We start from the raw sequence: 17,873 nt of genomic DNA, 5'->3' as shown, positions 1-17,873 counted from the left end.
TTGGTAGTTGACATTGTATATATGGTCAGTCAACTAACACATAAAATTCTACGTAAAACGCCAAATTCCTGCAAATTTTTTTAGAAAAATAAAAGAAAAACTAATAAGAAATATCTGAAATATTACAATTGTTCGGTATTTAGTTTTCGTGTATGGCATAAGAGATTTCGGTTTGTTATGATGAAAGAAACAATATAGTGAAGGATGGATGCGTGATGTCAGCAATTAATTGGACAGAAGAAGTTGCGAAACGAAAAGATGATTTAATTCGTGATACACAACAATTTTTACAAATTAAAAGTGTATGGGAAGAAGAATCGGCGAAAGAGGGCGCACCATTCGGTGAAGGTGTAGAAAAAGCTTTATCTTTCATGTTACATAAAGGAGAAACTGAAGGTTTTGCTTCTAAAAATTTAGAAGGGTATGCAGGTCATCTTGAAATGGGGCAAGGAGAAGAATTAGTAGGTATTCTTTGTCATGTTGACGTTGTACCAGAAGGCGATGGCTGGACGACTCCTGCATATAGTGCGGATATTCGCGATGGAAAGATTTTTGCACGCGGTGCAATTGACGATAAAGGCCCAACGATGGCAGCTTATTATGCGATGAAAATTGTGAAAGAATTAGGTTTACCTCTTTCAAAACGCGTTCGTATGATTTTAGGGACAGATGAGGAAAGTAATTGGAAATGTGTAGATCATTACTTTAAAAACGAAGAAATGCCAACAATCGGTTTTGCGCCAGACGCGGACTTTCCAATTATTAATGCAGAAAAAGGTATTTCTGATATACAAGTTGTGCAAAATGGTAGTGAAGAGAAAAAAGGTACATATGAACTTGTTTCGTTTGAGTCAGGTCGCCGTTTAAATATGGTTCCTGATTTTGCAGAAGCGATTATTACTGGAGAAGATGTAAATGCACTTACAGTAGCATATGAAGAGTATTTACAAACTGCTAAAAAAATAGGTGAAGCAATTGTAGAAGGTAATATGGTGACGTTGCAAATTAAAGGGATTTCAGCTCACGGATCTACTCCGGAGAAGGGTGAGAATGCAGGTTTATTACTAGCAAACTTCTTAACGAAAGTCGCTCTTGATGGAAAGGGAGCTTCTTTTGCAACATTTGCAACAGAAACATTTATTGGTGATATTTATGGTGAAAAGGCTACTATTGCTTATAAAGATGAAGTTAGTGGTCCGTTAACAGTGAATGTTGGTCGTCTTTCTTATACGAAAGAAAATGGTGGCAATTTAGGATTAAACGTACGTTATCCAGTTACGACTAACTTCGAAGAGATGATTGCGAAGTTAAAAGAATACGTTAGTACTCATGGATTTGAAGTAGCGGATTATTCAAACTCTCGTCCGCATCACGTTGATAAAGACCACGTATTAATTCGTACGTTGCAGCGCGTATACGAAGAACAAACAGGAGAAAAAGCAGAGCTATTAGCGATTGGCGGCGGCACTTACGCTCGTTCATTAAAAGCTGGTGTAGCATTTGGTCCGCTATTCCCTGGAAAAGAAGAACTTGCGCATCAAAAGGACGAATATATTGAAATTGAAGACTTATTAAAAGCGACAGCAATTTACGCGCAAGCAATTCATGAATTAGCGAAGTAATGGAGATATAAATAATAAAAGACCGTCCCGATACATATTTTGGGACGGTTTTCTATTATGTGCCGTTTGTTGTTAAGCCGATATTCCTTGTCGAAATGCCGATATAATTTCATCTATTAACGCGACCTGAACTTGGTTAGACTTGTAGGGGAGTTTGATTCTTTTTAATGGAATGAGATAAGAAAGAAAAGCAACAATAGAAAGAAGGAGAAGATGTACATGAAGCCGCATTATTTTGTCGCAATCACTTTACCAAATCATATAAAAGAAGTGCTGTCTAACTATAAACAAGAAATGCAGGGAGAATTACCATTTCGTTCATGGGTACATAAAGAAGACTATCATATTACCCTTTCATTTTTAGGGAGTGCGACAGAGGAACAATTAGAGGGAATACAGAATGGATTACAAACACTTACAGAAACAAATGAACTATCGTTCAAGTTACAAGGATTTTCAACGTTTGGTATGGAAGATAGGCCACGTATTTTTTGGGCGAAGGTAAGCGAGAATCACGATTTGTTTCAAGTACAAAAGCAAATACAAGCTATTTGTGAAGGGAATGGATTTTCTTTAGACACGCGCCCGTATCATCCGCATATTACTGTTGCCCGTAAATGGGTAGGAGAAGAAAATTTCGATTTAGAACATATAAAGGAAGTGCCTGAAATATCATTTCAAGCGGATACGATTACTCTATACGAGTCTCACGTGAAGGAGACACCGAAATATAAAGCAATTGCTGAAATAAAATTACAAAAATAGAATGTATGAAAACGTTTTTTATACAGGTGAATATACTATAAAGAATAATGTGTTACTGTATAGAGTCTTGCTGATAAGAATAGCCTTATCATTTGCAGCTCGTTTCATTTAACTTTAAGAATGATGGTGATTTTTTTATGTTGAAAGTAAAACGTCCATTTGATGCCTATTTAGATGAAATGAATAAAATTACAATTTTGCTCCCACATGCGTATGGAACAAGTCGGACATTTCGCTTGCAAGAAGGAAGTAACGTGAAAGAGTTACCGATTGCTCATACAATTGCGCTTCCAGATGCAACGAAGTATGAGTGCTTTATAGAAGAGCCGCTGGATGTGGGGAAATATTATACAGTACGAGATGAACGGAATGAAGAAACGGATTTACAAATAGGTGCTGTCATAAGAACAGCGATTTTTGATGAAAAGTATTATTACGAAGGCACCGATTTAGGGGCAGTGCACCAAAAGGAAGAAACGACATTTAAAGTGTGGGCTCCAACTGCGAGACTTGCGAAAGTAAGAATTTATAAAAGTGATAAAGAATATACCGATTATGAAATGTATAGAGGAGAAAATGGAGTTTGGACTCATACATTACAGGGCGACTTAGCTGGGGAAAAGTATACATTTCTTGTTTGTATTAATTTAATATGGAACGAAGCGGTGGATCCTTACGCAAAGTCAGTGACTGTAAATGGGAAGTATGGCATTGTTATTGATTTAGAAAAGACGACTGTAACGAAACGAGAGCAATTACCACCATTACAAGCAATGACAGATGCCGTATTGTATGAACTGCATATTCGTGATGCTACTATTCATCCGAACAGTGGAGTGAGTAAAAAAGGAACGTATAAAGGGCTAATGGAAGAAGGAACAACAGGGCGAAATGGGACATTGACAGGTTTGTCTCATATAAAAGATTTAGGCGTTACACATGTTGAATTATTGCCTTTATATTGTTTCGGTGCTGTAGATGAGGCGAATCCTTCTTCTGCCTATAATTGGGGGTACAATCCATTATATTACAATGCGCCAACAGGATATTATGCTACAAATCCATCTGACCCGTATAACAGGATAGTAGAGTGTAAACAGTTAATTGAAACGTTTCATGAACACGGCATTAGAGTAATTATAGATGTTGTATATAATCATGTTTATGAAAGAGAGCTATCATCATTTGAAAAGCTTGTCCCAGGATATTATTTTCGTCATGGTGAAAATGGTATGCCTTCTAATGGGACGGGAGTCGGGAACGATATAGCATCTGAACGAAAAATGATGAGAAAATTCATTGTAGAGTCTATTTTATATTGGCTTACTGAATACAATGTTGATGGATTCCGATTCGACTTAATGGGAATTTTAGATGTTGATACAATGAACATAATAGAAAAAGAAGTGCGAAACATAAAACGAGATGCATTGCTATTAGGAGAAGGATGGGATCTACAAACCCCACTTCCTCTAGAGGAAAAAGCAACGCTAAATAATGCAAAGAAAATGCCGCATCTTGCGCAATTTAATGATCAATTTCGTGATGGAATAAAAGGGAGTACCTTTCATATAAATAAGCGCGGTTTTGCATTTGGTGGGCATGTAGACTGTAATCATTTGCAGTATATAGCAGCAGGAAGCCTTTTGAGTATGAAAGAAACAGGTTTATTTTTAGAGCCTGTGCAAAGCATTAACTATGTAGAATGTCATGACAATATGACGATGTGGGATAAACTAATGCGCAGTAATGAAGAGTCAGAAGAGATTTTGAAAAAACGGCACCTGCTAGCGAGTGCAATGGTGATTCTGTCACAAGGTATACCTTTCTTACATGCTGGGCAAGAGTTTTATCGTACGAAGCAAGGAAATGAAAATAGTTATAATGCAAATGATGAAATTAATCAATTAGATTGGGATCGAAAAGAGAAAGAGATAGAGACTGTTAACTATATAAAAGGTTTAATTGCAATTCGTAAAGAGCACGGAGCGTTCCGATTACAAAACGCAGACCTTATAAAAAAACACATGACTTTTTTGCAAACATCTCCAGAAGTACTTGCATATCACCTGCAATATGCAGAATCGTTCGGACCGTGGAAAGAGATTGTCGTTTTATTTAATAGCGGTTTAGAAGCTAAAACGGTGCAACTTCCAAAAGAAGAAACGTGGCATGTGTTAGTAAACGAAAAGCAAGCGAAAATAGAGCCAATTTCTTCATTTAGAGGAAAGGAACTTAGGCTCGCTCCAATTAGCACGTATATATTGACGATAATGTGACAAATCGCTACTTGACGATGAGAATGTAATAAATGTAGAATTGACAAAGGTGACGATTTTGATAAGTTGTCATTCTATGACTGGTTTTGTAAAATAAAATAGAGAGTTTTTGGCTTATGCCAAAATTTCTTTTCATTTACAGTAAAATATATATGAATCCACAACATGTGTAGAAATGTTGCGGTTTTTCTTTTCATAACTATAAAAGATAAGGATTTGTTAACGGGTAATGAATATGGAATGGTTGGAACAATTATTAGGAAAAGAGTGGAGTCTTGTACCGGCTGGTGGAGTAACGGGCGATGCATATATTGCGCAAAACGGACAACAGAAGTTATTTTTAAAGCGGAATACATCGCCCTTTTTAGCGGTATTGTCAGCAGAAGGAATTGTTCCAAAATTACTTTGGACAAGAAGGGTAACGAACGGTGATGTAATTTCTGCTCAAAAATGGCTTCCGGGACAGAAGCTAGAGCCAGAGGATATGAAACTAGAACGTGTTGCGAAACTTTTGAAGAAAATACACTCCTCTAAAGCGCTTGTACAGATGATTCAAAGACTTGGGAAGCAGCCGCTTCACGCACAAGAGTTATTACAACAACTGCAACTCGTTTTAAGAGGAGATATAAGGGATGATGAAACAATTCAGCAAGGCCTTCAATATTTAATGGATTCATTAAAAGATATTGAATACAATGAATTCGTTGTATGCCATTGTGATGTAAACCATAACAACTGGCTATTGTCGGATGAAGATGAGTTGTTTTTAATTGATTGGGATGGAGCTGTAATTGCTGACCCAGCTCTAGACCTTGGTATGTTATTATATTGGTACATTCCCCGCCACGAGTGGAGTGAGTGGCTCGGTTATTATGATATTGAAATGGATGAATCGCTGCTTAGGCGTATGAGATGGTATGTAATAGCACAAACGATTTTGTCTATTCAATGGCATACAACAAAAAAGCAGCAAGCAGAAGCTGAATATTGGCATCAATATTTACAGCAACTACTTGCTTCAGAGTAATACTTAAGAAAAATTGTCCATTCCAGCAATCCACTGAGTAAGCTGTTCTTGATTATTGGAAATGTGGTTGTCCAAATTAGAGGAAGATTTACCCGATTGACTATAAGAATATACATCGTTTAGCATTGCTTTAGCGTCACTACTTACATTATCGTTTGCGAGTAACGATTGAATGAGACGCTCTAATTGCTCGCATTCAGAAACTGTCCCGCAACAATCACTTTGGTGATTGACTAAAATATCTTTCAGCACTTCTAATTGATGTTGTTGATTAATTGGCATGAACGGATCATCCTTTCGATGGTTTTTCTCTTTCTAGAAATGTAAGAGAAAAAGCTGTTTCGTCATGGAATGTTTAATGCTGTATGTAGTTTTTATCAAAATGGTACATCTTATACTTGAAAGAAACGGACCGAGTGCTCGTACGTACTTGGTTTTTTGTTTGGTAGATTGATTAAAACAGAGAGAAGGAATTATTCCTTTAAAATAGCTATGTAAAGAGAGGGAGACATCTATGCGTTTAAGACATAAACCATATGCAATGGATCGAATTAATGAGTATTCACATATCGTAATCGGAAACCCAGAGGAGCGCGCTGGTAACTGGAAAGAAGTATTTGGAAATGAACAACCAATTCATATTGAAGTAGGTACAGGTCGTGGCCGCTTTATGTATGATATGGCAAAAGCGAATCCTCATATTAATTATATTGGAATTGAAAAATTCACAAGTGTTGTTGTAGATGCACTTGATAAATTAATTGAAGAAGAATTACCGAACTTAAAGTTAATTAATAAAGATGCTGAAGATTTAACAGTTTTCTTTGCAAAAGGTGAGATTGATCGCGTTTATTTAAACTTCTCAGATCCATGGCCAAAGAAACGTCATACGAAGCGTCGTTTAACGTATAAAACGTTTTTACGCAATTATGAAGAAGTGTTAGTAGAAGGCGGAGAAATTCATTTCAAAACAGATAACCAAGGTTTATTTGAATACTCTCTAATGAGTATGGCTGAGTATGGTATGTTATTAACTTACCTTAGCCTAGATCTTCATAATAGTGATTATGAAGGTAATATCATGACTGAGTACGAAGAGAAATTCTCTAGTAAAGGTCATCGTATTTACCGAGTAGAAGCAAAATATCGTACAGAGCCTATGCAGTAATGCATAGGTTTTTTGTAACCGAAATAATCAGAATTTTATGTTAGTATTAAAAGGAAAGGGGGAAGAAAAATGGAACAGTTACAAATTGGAGATATAAAAGTGACGTGGCTAAAAGGCGGAAACACACATTTAGACGGGGGAGCGATGTTTGGTGTCGTGCCGAAAGTACTTTGGTCACGTAAGTATAAACATAATGATACAAATCATATTTATTTACGAACAGATCCGTTACTTTTGCAAACGAAAAACGGAAATATGCTTATTGATTCCGGAATAGGAAACGGGAAATTGAATGAGAAGATGAAGCGGAATCAAGGTGTAACAGAAGAATCATCGGTTTATGAGTCATTAGAAAAACTAGGATTAAAGCCTGAAGATATTCACTATGTTTTAATGACGCACCTTCATTTTGATCATGCATCTGGTTTAACAAAATGGGAAGGTGATCACCTTATACCGGCGTTTCCGAACGCGAAAGTTTACGTAAGTGAAACAGAGTGGAATGAAATGAGGAACCCAAATATTAGATCACGTAATACATATTGGAAGGAAAATTGGGAGCCGATTGCAGATCAAGTTGTTACATTCCAGCAAGAAATAGAAATTACAGATGAAATAAAAATGGCGCATACAGGCGGTCATAGTGATGGACATGCAGTTATTGCTTTAGAAAGCCAAGGGGAAACGATGCTTCATTTAGCAGACCTATTACCGACGCACGCACATCAAAATGTATTATGGGTAATGGCCTATGATGATTATCCGATGACATCAATTGAAAATAAGCAAAAGTGGATGAAATACGGCGCTGAAAAAGATGCTTGGTTTACGTTTTATCATGACGCGTATTACCGTGCAGTAAAGTGGAATGAAGAAGGGCATATCGTAGAAAAAATAGAGCGGAAAACGAGTATAGAAGCATAAAAAGAGGAGGAGGTTCCAGCAGTTTGTTGGGGCAGTCTCCTTTTTGTTTTCGTTGTTTGTCGGTAAGGCGATATATTTCAATAATCGCTGATATAAACTGAGTTGCGCCGATATAATTTCAATTATTATCCACAGTTAAAAAATAAGAGGTTCACCTAATGGGAACCCTCCTTTTTATGCTGCTATAACCTCTAAAACAGTACCTGTTTTAGCATCAACTAAAAATTCAAATCGTTCTTGTATATCATCTAACATCGTTGTAAGACCGCCGCGATAAACTTCGTATGCGACATCATATTTTTCAAATGTCTCTGGAACCATATGTACCCAAGAGCCAGTAATTTCACCTTTATGACTTAATGCTTGTTTCACCATTTTCAATGCTTTTTCTGAAGAAATATGGGATTGTTCTTGGACTTTGTTTGCAACAAGATAACCAGCTGCAAATCCAATGCCAAGACCTGCTACTAAACCTTTCCAGCTCATATATTCACCTCAATTCTATAAAATAAAAATAGTGTACCGATAATAATTATAAAGCAAATACAGCTAAAAAAGAAGAAACTAGAAACATTTCGAAAATTTCGTTACAATAAAAGAGGTATTCTACTAAGGTTTGAAAGAAGGGGACTTCGTGAATAAAGAGACATTACAATTATTTCGTACGTTAACAGAATTACAAGGTGCATCAGGCTTTGAGCATGATGTACGCCGTTGTATGAAGCAAGAATTAAGCAAATATGCGGATGAAATTGTACAAGACGGTTTAGGTAGCGTATTTGGTCTGAAAAAAGGGGACGAAACTGGCCCACGTGTTCTTGTAGCAGGTCATATGGATGAAGTAGGTTTCATGGTTACGCAAATTACGAAAAATGGAATGCTTCGTTTTCAAACGTTAGGCGGCTGGTGGAGCCAAGTACTATTAGCGCAACGTGTACAAGTTATGACGAAGAATGGTCCTGTTGTTGGGGTTGTTGGTTCTATTCCTCCTCACTTATTAAGTGACGCGCAACGTGCAAAACCGATGGATATAAAAAATATGTTAATTGATATAGGTGCAGATAGCTATGAAGATGCGATTGAAATTGGTGTAAAACCAGGACAACAAATCGTGCCAATCTGCCCGTTTACGCCGATGGCAAACGAAAAGAAAATTATGGCGAAAGCTTGGGACAACCGTTACGGATGTGGCCTTGCAATTGAATTATTAAAAGAATTAAAAGACGAAACATTACCAAACACATTATACTCTGGTGCGACTGTACAAGAAGAGGTAGGTCTTCGTGGTGCACAAACTGCTGCAAATATGATTCAACCAGACATTTTCTACGCGCTTGATGCAAGTCCAGCAAATGATGCATCTGGTGACAAAACGCAGTTCGGTCAATTAGGAAAAGGTGCTCTTCTTCGTATTTACGACCGTACGATGGTAACACATAGAGGAATGCGTGAATTCATTTTAGATACAGCAGAAACACACAACATTCCGTACCAATACTTTATTTCACAAGGTGGTACAGATGCGGGCCGTGTACATACAAGTAACTCAGGTATCCCATCAGCAGTAATTGGTGTTTGCGCACGCTACATTCATACACATGCTTCTATTTTACATGTTGATGACTATGCGGCAGCGAAAGAACTCATTACGAAGCTTGTAAGAGCGACGGATAAAACGACGTTAGAAACAATTAAGAATAACGCGTAAGGAGGAAGGGCGAAAAACCCTTCTTTTTTTAGGTTGAATAGATGACTCATCCATATGTGGAAGCGGTTAGTGCCTAATTGATTCTCGCGTGAGGCATTAAAACTCGGGGTAGGAAGTGAGAGGAAGGCTGCATTTTGAGTTCGAATACAGCAATGATGAGGGAATCCGTCTTCTTTTTTAAGTAGAAGGGATGACTTAGTGGTGTGTGGTGACGGTGCTCCCATGTATAAAGAATAACTTGATTAAAGTAAGATGATGAATTTTTATAGAGGTGAATGAAATGAAAGTAGTAGTTGGATCGAAGAATAAAACGAAAGTTGGAGCTGTGGAGAAGGTTTGGAAAGATGCTACAATTACATCTCTTTCTGTTCCTTCAGGAGTAGCAAACCAGCCGTTTTCGGATGAAGAGACGATGCAAGGAGCGGTTAATAGAGCGAAGCGAGCGCTGCAAGAAGGAGAAGCTCAAATTGGTATTGGATTAGAAGGCGGTGTAATGAAAACAGAGCATGGTTTATTTATGTGTAACTGGGGCGCGTTAGCAACAAGTGACGGTAAAACATTCGTTGCAGGCGGGGCACGTATTAAGTTACCAGATGATTTTTTAGCCCCTCTTGAAGATGGCAAAGAGTTAAGTGAAGTGATGGAAGAGTTTGTGCAGAGAAAAGATATTCGCAGTCACGAAGGTGCGATCGGTATTTTTACGGATGATTACGTCGACCGTACGGAATTATTTGTACACGTTGTTAAGTTACTTGTTGGGCAATATAAGTATGGCGAAAAGCAAGCATAAACCTTGCACCGTGCGCGATGTATGGTAGTATAAAAGAAAGATTATAACATGAAAAACTGCACTCGTTAGAGGAGGAAATATAGATGAAATCATTAGAAAGCATGGAGCAATTCCAACAATTAAAAAATGAAGAGAATGTAGTCTTTATGTTCTCAGCGGAATGGTGCCCAGACTGCCGTTTTGTAGACCCATTTATGCCAGAAGTAGAAGAGAAATATAGTGATTTCTCATTTTACTATGTAGATCGTGATGAGTTTATTGATCTATGCGTGAAATTAGACGTATTTGGCATTCCGAGCTTTGTAGCGTACAATAAAGGTGAAGAAACAGGTCGCTATGTAAACAAAGATCGTAAAACACAAGAACAAATCGAAGAGTTCATTGAAGGTTTAAAATAAGGCAATTTGCCAATTGAATTGTAAAACAACCTCTACCTTCGCGGGGGAGGTTATTTTTTTGGAAGGGAGGAAAAAGAGATGAAGATGACAAGTAAAAAGATGAAAGACGAGTTAATGAAGAAATTATCTCGCCCGGAATGGGACTTTCAGTATGATAGCGAGAAAGAAGTTCTACGTATAGAACAGAAAGACTCGAAAAAGGGTATTAACGTATCGCTTCCAGGAGTTGTGGCAAAATGGGAAGTGAATAAAGAAAAGGCGATTGAAGAGGTTGCCTATTACGTACAAGAAGCGTTAATTGCGATGCATAAAGAAGAAAATAGCGCGGCGAAAATTTTACCTGTTATTCGCTCTACTTCTTTCCCGAAACAAGCAGAAGAAGGAAATCCGTTCATTATGACGGATCATACGGCGGAAACACGTATTTACTATGCACTAGATTCGAATAAAACATATCGTTTAATTGATGAGCGTTTATTACAAAAATTAGGGCTTACAGAGCAACAAGTGCGTGAAATGGCATTATTCAACGCTCGCTCATTAGGTTATGAATTTAAACAAGACACAGTAGCAGGTAATACATTCTACTTTTTAAACACAAATGATGGGTATGATGCGACGCGTATTTTAAACGAATCATTACTACAATCGATGCGTGAAAAAATTTCTGGTGACATGGTTGTTGCTGTTCCTCACCAAGATGTATTAATTATTGCTGATATCGTCAACGAAATCGGTTATGATATTATTGCACAAATGACAATGAAATTTTTTGCCGAAGGGCATGTTCCGATTACATCACTTTCATTCGTATATGAAGATGGGGACTTTGAACCAATCTTTATTTTAGCGAAAAATCGGAAGAAGACAGATGGAAAAGAGAAAGGATGAACGAAGTGAACGTTTTTTACAACCTTGAAGGAATTGGTGACACTCTAATTGTTGCCTTACAAGATATTACTTTAGAGAACCGTACTTTTGATCGCAAAGGAGATGTTGCACGCGTATACGATCGTGAAAGCAACGAAACAGCAGGATTCAACATCTTTAATGCATCTTCTTACTTAGAAGTAAAAGAAACAGGTAACTTAACATTAACAAAAGAACTTGTAGAAAAAATCAACGAAATTTTAGCGAAGAACGGCTTTGAAGAAAAAGTAGAAGCGGATCTTTCTCCAAAATTTGTTGTAGGCTATGTAGCTGAAAAAGAGAAGCATCCAAATGCTGATAAGTTAAACATCTGTAAAGTAGAAATCGGTACAGAAACATTACAAATCGTATGTGGCGCACCGAACGTTGATACAGGACAAAAAGTTGTCGTTGCAAAAATCGGCGCTGTAATGCCAAGCGGTATGTTAATTAAACCAGCTGAACTTCGCGGTGTTCCTTCTGCTGGAATGATTTGCTCAGCACGTGAATTAGAGCTTCCAGATGCTCCACAAGAAAAAGGTATTCTTGTATTAGAAGATAGCTTTGAAGTTGGACAAGAGTTTAAATTTTAATTGATATAAGAAAAGAGAGGTTGTCCTTTTGGATAACCTCTCTTTTTGTTTTTTTGTCAGTAAGTCGATATCCTGTGTCGAATCGTTGATATATTGCGAGTTGTGATAGATATATTCAGGGAATCATTCATAAGGATGTCACTTTTTTTCTTAAAATCTATATTGTATTTTATAAACAATCTAGTTAAAATTTAGAAAAATAGAAGGGGATAGACGTATGAAACAACAACTAAAAATCGCAGAACTTCTGAAACGAATTGAAACTTCAAAACAGCAAGACATCGAGTTAGGTTTTTATGAAATATATTTGTTTAGTGAAAATGAATTAGAAAAAGGACAAATTGGTTATCGATATGATAAACATAAAAATTCGTTAATAAGTGAAGAACATGGAAAATGGAAAGAAGAGTGGATTGTTATCGGATATGAAACAGATATGGGGGATCCGGTTTTCGTAAATGTGGCTGATGATGCGTATTTAGTTTATACGGCAGAGCGTGGTACAGAAACGTGGCGACCCGTTCATATTGGAAATATGGATGAGATTATAAAACAATTATAAAAAACTTTGAGACCGGTGCAAAGTGATGGGAGAAAAGCATGAAGTATATAAAAATAATGAGCATGATTGCATGCATTGGAATATATATGGGAGGTTGTTCGCAAGAAGAGCCGAGAAAAGAAGTAACATCTTCTATGAAGGAAAAAATCAAAGATAACAAGGAAGACGCACCGGTAGAAAAGCAGCAAGAAGAAAAAGAAAAGAAAGAAGAACCGCAAGCAGTTCAAACGAATGAGCAAGTAGAGCAGAAGCAGGAGGAAGTGCCGGCCGAAGAAAAGAAAGAGGAATCGACGCCAGTGCAGCCAACTGAGCAACCGCTGCAAAGTAATGAACAAAAAGTAGAGAATAATGAAAAGCAAGGAAAGTTTCTCGTTGTTATTGATCCGGGGCATCAACAAAAAGCGAATTTAAATTTAGAACCGATTGGGCCAGGAGCAGCGAAGCAAAAATATAAAGTGACAGATGGTACAACTGGTGTTGTAACGAAAAAAAGAGAGGCTGCCCTTGTATTAGAAATGGCTTTTGTATTAAAAGAAAAGTTAGAAGCAAAGGGAATGCAAGTATTAATGACGAGAACGTCACAAGATGTTGATATAAGTAATAAAGAACGTGCGACATTGGCGAATGATCATAAGGCAAATTTATTTTTACGTCTTCATGCAGATGGTTCTGAAAATCCAAATCAAAGTGGATTTGCTGTATTGACATCGGCAGAAGGAAGTCCGTATACGAAAGAGATTTATGCGGAAAGTCTTCAAATCTCTCAAACGATTGTAAATAAAATGAGAGAGAATCAGCAAGTGAAAGTAAATGGAATTAAATTTAGGGATGATCTTTCTGGATTTAATTGGTCCAAAGTACCTGGCGTACTATTAGAACTTGGATTTATGTCAAACCCTGAAGAAGATAAAAAATTATCTGACCCGCAGTATGTAAATTCTTTATTGCAAAGTGTAACGGATAGTGTAGATGAATATCGGAAGAGTAAAGCTTAAGCGCAGTCTTACATGTAAGGGTGCGTTTTTCCGTATGAAAACACTCGTAAATTAGAATATTATGGATAAATATGACATGCTTAATTTTACCTGCACTTTTTGCCGAATGCTGATACAATAAAGGATGTTACTATTTAGTAGAAAGAGTGGTAAGCATGTTAGATTGGATGAAAAAGCTGTTTAACAAAGAGGAAGAACAAACAGCGATGAATAAAGAAGTACCAAAGCAAGTTGAAAGTCAGCCGAAAATTCCTCGTGTAAACCACTACACTGAAGCAAGAGAAGCACAAATGGCAAGTAGGAATGCAGGTAAATGCCGTTTTCCATTAGTACCGGATAATGGGTTCGATGAAGAGGATGTTATAGAAACAGGGCATTTTGAAGAACAACCTGTTCAAGCTGTAACATATGAAAATCAGCCTACTCCAAGAGGAATCAAAGTGGAAAGAAGTAGACGACAGTATGTGGAGAAGGTAATTTCTACATATGAAGAGCCGGAAATGCAATATGAACCGGAGCGAGAGCCTGTCGTAAAGAAAGCATCTGCACCTACGCAAGAAAGTAACCGTAGACCATTTCGTCCAACAGAAATGATTTCGCCAATTTACGGATATAATCGTCCTTCAGTAGAGAAAAAGGTAGAAAAGCAGGAGGAAGAAAAGGAAAGAGAAGACCTTGAAATATCTGTAGAGGGCAAATCAGTCGTTGATGCATGGTTAGAGAAAAAAGGATATACATTATCTCATTTCTCAGAAGGACAAGCACAGACTTCTTCCAGTCATAAAGGAGTTGATCAGCAAGATCAACAAAGTAAAAAGGAAGAAAAGTCAGTTGTCGATCAATGGTTAGAGAAAAACGGTTATGAAATTGAACGCCAAGAGCCTATAGTAGAAGAAAAAGAAGTGGTTCAAGAAATGAGTGCACCGCAGGAAGTTCCAGCGGCTGAATTACTTCATGAAACAGGTGCTGAGCGTATGGAAGATGCGAAGCAAGAAAGTGATGTAGTGGCCCGAAACATTCTACAAGAGGAATTAGTAGATTCTAAAGTAGAGCACGAGGATACAATATTATCAGAAGAAATTAAACGTAATACAGAAATAGAACAACCTACTATTGAAGTAGAAGAGCAATCTCCAGAAGAATCAGTGATCGTCAAAGCAGAAGAAAAACTTGAAGAAACAATCATTGTGGAAATACCAGAAGAAGTGGAAGTAATTGCAGAAGCGGAAGAGTCAGAAGAAGTGGAAGTAATTGCAGAAGCAGAAGAGTCAGAAGAAGTGGAAGTAATTGCAGAAGCGGAAGAGTCAGAAGAAGTGGAAGTAATTGCAGAAGCAGAAGAGTCAGAAGAAGTGGAAGTAATTGCAGAAGCAGAAGAGTCAGAAGAAGTGGAAGTAATTGTAGAAGCAGAAGAGTCAGAAGAAGTGGAAGTAATTGCGGAAACGGAAGAGCAAGAAGAAGTGGAAGTAATTGCGGAAACAGAAGAGTTAGAAGAAGTGGAAGTAGTTGCAGAAGCAGAAGAGTCAGAAGAAGTGGAAGTAGTTGCGGAAACAGAAGAGTTAGAAGAAGTGGAAGTAGTTGCAGAAGCAGAAGAGTCAGAAGAAGTGGAAGTAGTTGCGGAAACAGAAGAGTTAGAAGAAGTGGAAGTAGTTGCAGAAGCAGAAGAAGTGGAAGTAGTTGCAGAAGCGGAAGAGTCAGAAGAAGTGGAAGTAGTTGCGGAAACAGAAGCGCCAGAAGAAGCAGAACCTGTAGCACTTGAGGAAACACAGCAAGAAATGGTGTTAAATGAAGCAATTGAACAAAAGAATGAATTCATACATGTTGCTGAGGCTGATGAACAAACGAAGAAAGATGTTCAAAACTTTGCGGATGTTTTAATTGCAGAAGCGCAACAAGTTGTAGAAGAAGCAGTGATCGTAGAAGAACAACCAGTTGTGGAAGAAGTACCGGTCGCAGAAGCGCAACAAGTTGTAGAAGAATCAGGGATTGTAGAAGAACAACCAGTTGTGGAAGAAGCACCGGTTGCAGAAGAACAACAAGTTGTAGAAGAAGCAGTGATTGCAGAAGAACAACAAGTTGTAGAGGAAACACCGGTCGCAGAAGAGCCATCAGTTGTACAAAAAGAAGAACCAAAACGTGAGAAAAAGCGTCACGTACCATTCAATGTTGTTATGTTGAAACAAGACAGAACGAGATTAATGGAAAGACATGCGGCTAGAGCAAATGCAATGCAATCTTCTATGAGTGAACGAGTAGAGAATAAGCCTGTACAACAAGTAGAAGAAACACCAGTGCAACAGGTGGTAGTAGAGCCACAAGTGGAAGAAAAACCAATGCAGCAAGTAGTGGAAGAACCACAAGTGGAAGAGAAGCCAATGCAGCAAGTAGTGGAAGAACCACAAGTAGAAGAGAAACCAATGCAGCAAGTAGCGGAAGAACCACAAGTGGAAGAAACAGCAATGCAGCAAGTGGTGGTAGAATCACGAGTGGAAGAAACACCAGTGCAACAAGTGGTAGTAGAATCACAAGTGGAAGAAAAACCAATGCAGCAAGTAGCGGAAGAACCACAAGTAGAAGAAAAACCAATGCAACAAGTAGTGGCAGAGCAAGTACAAAAGCCAATTTCAAGTACGGAAGTACAAGAGAAAGCATATATTGTAAATCAAAGAGAGAACGATATGCGAAATGTATTGCAAACACCACCGACATATGCAGTTCCGCCATTAACATTGCTGTCGATTCCGCAGCAAGCAGCGTTAGATAATACGGAATGGCTGGAAGAACAGAAAGAATTATTAAATACTACGTTTAATAATTTCCACGTTGGCGCACATGTTATTAATGTATCGCAAGGTCCGGCAGTCACTCGTTTTGAAGTACAGCCAGACCCAGGTGTGAAAGTAAATAAAATTACAAATTTAAGTGATGATATTAAGTTAAGCTTAGCTGCGAAAGATATTCGTATTGAAGCACCGATTCCAGGGAAGAGTGCCATTGGAATTGAAGTTCCAAATAAAGAAAGTAAGCCAGTATTTCTTCGTGAAATTTTAAGAAGTCCTGTGTTTACGAAGAGCGAATCGCCGCTTACAGTTGCGCTAGGACTTGATATTTCAGGTGATCCAATTGTAACGGATATTCGAAAAATGCCGCATGGACTGATTGCGGGTGCAACCGGTTCTGGTAAAAGTGTGTGTATTAACGCAATTTTAACGAGCATTTTATATAAAGCGAAACCACATGAAGTGAAGTTAATGTTAATTGATCCGAAGATGGTTGAGCTTGCACCATACAATTCTGTTCCTCATCTTGTCGCACCTGTTATTACGGATGTAAAAGCTGCGACAGCTGCATTAAAGTGGGCAGTTGAAGAAATGGAGCGCCGTTATGAATTGTTTGCGCATGCAGGTGCTCGTGATTTAACTCGCTACAACACGATTGTAAGTGAGCGAGAAATTCCGGGAGAAACATTACCTTATATCGTTATTGTCATTGACGAGTTAGCCGACTTAATGATGGTAGCACCTGGTGATGTTGAGGAAGCGATTTGTCGTATTGCGCAAAAAGCACGTGCTTGTGGTATTCATTTATTAGTAGCGACGCAGCGTCCATCTGTAGATGTTATTACAGGTTTAATTAAATCAAACATTCCAACGCGTATTGCGTTTACTGTATCATCTCAAGTTGATTCGCGTACGATTATCGATATTGGTGGCGCGGAGAAATTACTTGGTCGTGGTGATATGTTATTCTTAGGGAACGGTACATCTAAGCCTGTTCGTGTACAAGGTGTATATGTATCGGATGATGAGATTGAAAAGACAGTTGATCATGTGAAAAAGCAAATGAAGCCGAATTACTTATTTAAGCAAGAGGATTTATTAGCGAAAACAGAACAGGCTGAATCGGAAGACGAATTGTTCTTTGAAGCATGTCAATTTGTTGTAGAACAAGGGGGAGCGTCCACATCTTCTGTACAGCGAAAATTCCGCATCGGTTATAATCGCGCAGCACGTCTCATTGAAGAGATGCAATCGCAAGGAATTATTTCTGAAGCAAGAGGAACGAAGCCAAGAGATGTCCTTATTTCTGAGGATGAATTCGCTGCTATGCAGGAAACAAATGTATAGTAAACGGTT

General features: G+C 38.0%; 16 protein-coding genes. 14 read left to right on the top strand and 2 right to left on the bottom strand.

The annotated features are described in order from the left end of the window. Nucleotides 1-215 precede the first annotated feature (215 nt). The 4 genes from pepV (at nt 216) to AAG068_RS23540 (ending at nt 5,693) form a co-directional block, all read left to right on the top strand. A complete protein-coding gene (gene pepV / locus AAG068_RS23555; protein ID WP_342716012.1) occupies nt 216-1,622 on the top strand; it encodes a dipeptidase PepV in 1,407 nt (468 codons plus the stop codon). A 219-nt stretch (nt 1,623-1,841) separates the two neighbouring features. Next, a complete protein-coding gene (thpR, locus tag AAG068_RS23550) occupies nt 1,842-2,387 on the top strand; it encodes an RNA 2',3'-cyclic phosphodiesterase (protein ID WP_342716011.1) in 546 nt (181 codons plus the stop codon). A 137-nt stretch (nt 2,388-2,524) separates the two neighbouring features. After that, nucleotides 2,525-4,666, top strand: a complete 2,142-nt coding sequence (gene pulA, locus AAG068_RS23545; protein ID WP_342716010.1) for a type I pullulanase — start codon at nt 2,525-2,527, stop codon at nt 4,664-4,666. A 229-nt stretch (nt 4,667-4,895) separates the two neighbouring features. Next, nucleotides 4,896-5,693, top strand: coding sequence for a phosphotransferase family protein (locus tag AAG068_RS23540; protein WP_342716009.1), 798 nt, complete (start codon nt 4,896-4,898; stop codon nt 5,691-5,693). 3 nt (nt 5,694-5,696) lie between these two features. Here the strand turns inward: AAG068_RS23540 and AAG068_RS23535 are convergent, their stop codons facing one another. Further along, a complete protein-coding gene (locus tag AAG068_RS23535; protein WP_016118745.1) occupies nt 5,697-5,975 on the bottom strand; it encodes a YtzH-like family protein in 279 nt (92 codons plus the stop codon). 232 nt (nt 5,976-6,207) lie between these two features. On the opposite strand from AAG068_RS23535, the gene trmB reads away from it, so the two are divergent. Then, the gene (trmB, locus tag AAG068_RS23530) at nt 6,208-6,861 is read left to right on the top strand and encodes a tRNA (guanosine(46)-N7)-methyltransferase TrmB (RefSeq protein ID WP_001239381.1); all 654 of its coding nucleotides are present in this window, start codon (nt 6,208-6,210) and stop codon (nt 6,859-6,861) included. A gap of 69 nt (nt 6,862-6,930) precedes the next feature. Beyond that, nucleotides 6,931-7,785, top strand: coding sequence for a YtnP family quorum-quenching lactonase (locus tag AAG068_RS23525; protein WP_342716008.1), 855 nt, complete (start codon nt 6,931-6,933; stop codon nt 7,783-7,785). 174 nt (nt 7,786-7,959) lie between these two features. Here AAG068_RS23525 and AAG068_RS23520 read toward each other — a convergent pair whose 3' ends face one another. Further along, nucleotides 7,960-8,271: a PepSY domain-containing protein gene (locus tag AAG068_RS23520; protein ID WP_342716007.1), complete on the bottom strand. Its 312-nt coding sequence runs from the start codon at nt 8,269-8,271 to the stop codon at nt 7,960-7,962. Nucleotides 8,272-8,419: 148 nt separating this feature from the next. On the opposite strand from AAG068_RS23520, the gene AAG068_RS23515 reads away from it, so the two are divergent. From AAG068_RS23515 to AAG068_RS23480, 8 genes are all read left to right on the top strand, one after another. Next, entirely contained in the window at nt 8,420-9,493 is a 1,074-nt protein-coding gene (locus AAG068_RS23515; RefSeq protein ID WP_342716006.1) for a M42 family metallopeptidase, read from the top strand. Between the two features lie 280 nt (nt 9,494-9,773). Beyond that, nucleotides 9,774-10,283, top strand: a complete 510-nt coding sequence (locus AAG068_RS23510) for a DUF84 family protein (RefSeq protein ID WP_342716005.1) — start codon at nt 9,774-9,776, stop codon at nt 10,281-10,283. An 83-nt stretch (nt 10,284-10,366) separates the two neighbouring features. Beyond that, complete coding sequence (locus AAG068_RS23505; RefSeq protein WP_000838193.1) at nt 10,367-10,681, top strand: thioredoxin family protein; 315 nt, start codon at nt 10,367-10,369, stop codon at nt 10,679-10,681. Nucleotides 10,682-10,759: 78 nt separating this feature from the next. Continuing rightward, nucleotides 10,760-11,572 (top strand): DUF1444 domain-containing protein, encoded by an 813-nt coding sequence (locus AAG068_RS23500; protein WP_000784603.1) that lies wholly within the window; start codon nt 10,760-10,762, stop codon nt 11,570-11,572. Continuing rightward, nucleotides 11,569-12,183, top strand: coding sequence for a YtpR family tRNA-binding protein (gene ytpR / locus AAG068_RS23495; protein WP_342716001.1), 615 nt, complete (start codon nt 11,569-11,571; stop codon nt 12,181-12,183). Before AAG068_RS23500 ends, ytpR begins: the two co-directional genes overlap by 4 nt. A gap of 217 nt (nt 12,184-12,400) precedes the next feature. Next, nucleotides 12,401-12,745: a thiamine transporter gene (locus AAG068_RS23490; protein ID WP_342716000.1), complete on the top strand. Its 345-nt coding sequence runs from the start codon at nt 12,401-12,403 to the stop codon at nt 12,743-12,745. 38 nt (nt 12,746-12,783) lie between these two features. Beyond that, nucleotides 12,784-13,740: an N-acetylmuramoyl-L-alanine amidase gene (locus AAG068_RS23485; RefSeq protein WP_342715999.1), complete on the top strand. Its 957-nt coding sequence runs from the start codon at nt 12,784-12,786 to the stop codon at nt 13,738-13,740. Nucleotides 13,741-13,895: 155 nt separating this feature from the next. Next, the gene (locus tag AAG068_RS23480) at nt 13,896-17,864 is read left to right on the top strand and encodes a DNA translocase FtsK (RefSeq protein ID WP_342715998.1); all 3,969 of its coding nucleotides are present in this window, start codon (nt 13,896-13,898) and stop codon (nt 17,862-17,864) included. The last annotated feature ends 9 nt before the right edge of the window (nt 17,865-17,873 follow it).

Source organism: Bacillus paramycoides (assembly GCF_038971285.1).
In the GTDB taxonomy this organism is placed as follows: Bacteria; Bacillota; Bacilli; order Bacillales; family Bacillaceae_G; genus Bacillus_A.
The sequence above is the reverse complement of the archived record's forward strand: the minus strand, read 5'-3'. Positions and strand labels throughout refer to the sequence as shown.

What these genes read in the sequence shown, in the direction of transcription:
- pepV (WP_342716012.1), top strand. Translation starts at nt 216, where the DNA reads ATGTCAGCAATTAATTGGACAGAAGAAGTTGCGAAACGAAAAGATGAT.
- thpR (WP_342716011.1), top strand. Translation starts at nt 1,842, where the DNA reads ATGAAGCCGCATTATTTTGTCGCAATCACTTTACCAAATCATATAAAA.
- pulA (WP_342716010.1), top strand. Translation starts at nt 2,525, where the DNA reads ATGTTGAAAGTAAAACGTCCATTTGATGCCTATTTAGATGAAATGAAT.
- AAG068_RS23540 (WP_342716009.1), top strand. Translation starts at nt 4,896, where the DNA reads ATGAATATGGAATGGTTGGAACAATTATTAGGAAAAGAGTGGAGTCTT.
- AAG068_RS23535 (WP_016118745.1), bottom strand. Translation starts at nt 5,975, where the DNA reads ATGCCAATTAATCAACAACATCAATTAGAAGTGCTGAAAGATATTTTA.
- trmB (WP_001239381.1), top strand. Translation starts at nt 6,208, where the DNA reads ATGCGTTTAAGACATAAACCATATGCAATGGATCGAATTAATGAGTAT.
- AAG068_RS23525 (WP_342716008.1), top strand. Translation starts at nt 6,931, where the DNA reads ATGGAACAGTTACAAATTGGAGATATAAAAGTGACGTGGCTAAAAGGC.
- AAG068_RS23520 (WP_342716007.1), bottom strand. Translation starts at nt 8,271, where the DNA reads ATGAGCTGGAAAGGTTTAGTAGCAGGTCTTGGCATTGGATTTGCAGCT.
- AAG068_RS23510 (WP_342716005.1), top strand. Translation starts at nt 9,774, where the DNA reads ATGAAAGTAGTAGTTGGATCGAAGAATAAAACGAAAGTTGGAGCTGTG.
- AAG068_RS23505 (WP_000838193.1), top strand. Translation starts at nt 10,367, where the DNA reads ATGAAATCATTAGAAAGCATGGAGCAATTCCAACAATTAAAAAATGAA.
- AAG068_RS23500 (WP_000784603.1), top strand. Translation starts at nt 10,760, where the DNA reads ATGAAGATGACAAGTAAAAAGATGAAAGACGAGTTAATGAAGAAATTA.
- ytpR (WP_342716001.1), top strand. Translation starts at nt 11,569, where the DNA reads ATGAACGAAGTGAACGTTTTTTACAACCTTGAAGGAATTGGTGACACT.
- AAG068_RS23490 (WP_342716000.1), top strand. Translation starts at nt 12,401, where the DNA reads ATGAAACAACAACTAAAAATCGCAGAACTTCTGAAACGAATTGAAACT.
- AAG068_RS23485 (WP_342715999.1), top strand. Translation starts at nt 12,784, where the DNA reads ATGAAGTATATAAAAATAATGAGCATGATTGCATGCATTGGAATATAT.
- AAG068_RS23480 (WP_342715998.1), top strand. Translation starts at nt 13,896, where the DNA reads ATGTTAGATTGGATGAAAAAGCTGTTTAACAAAGAGGAAGAACAAACA.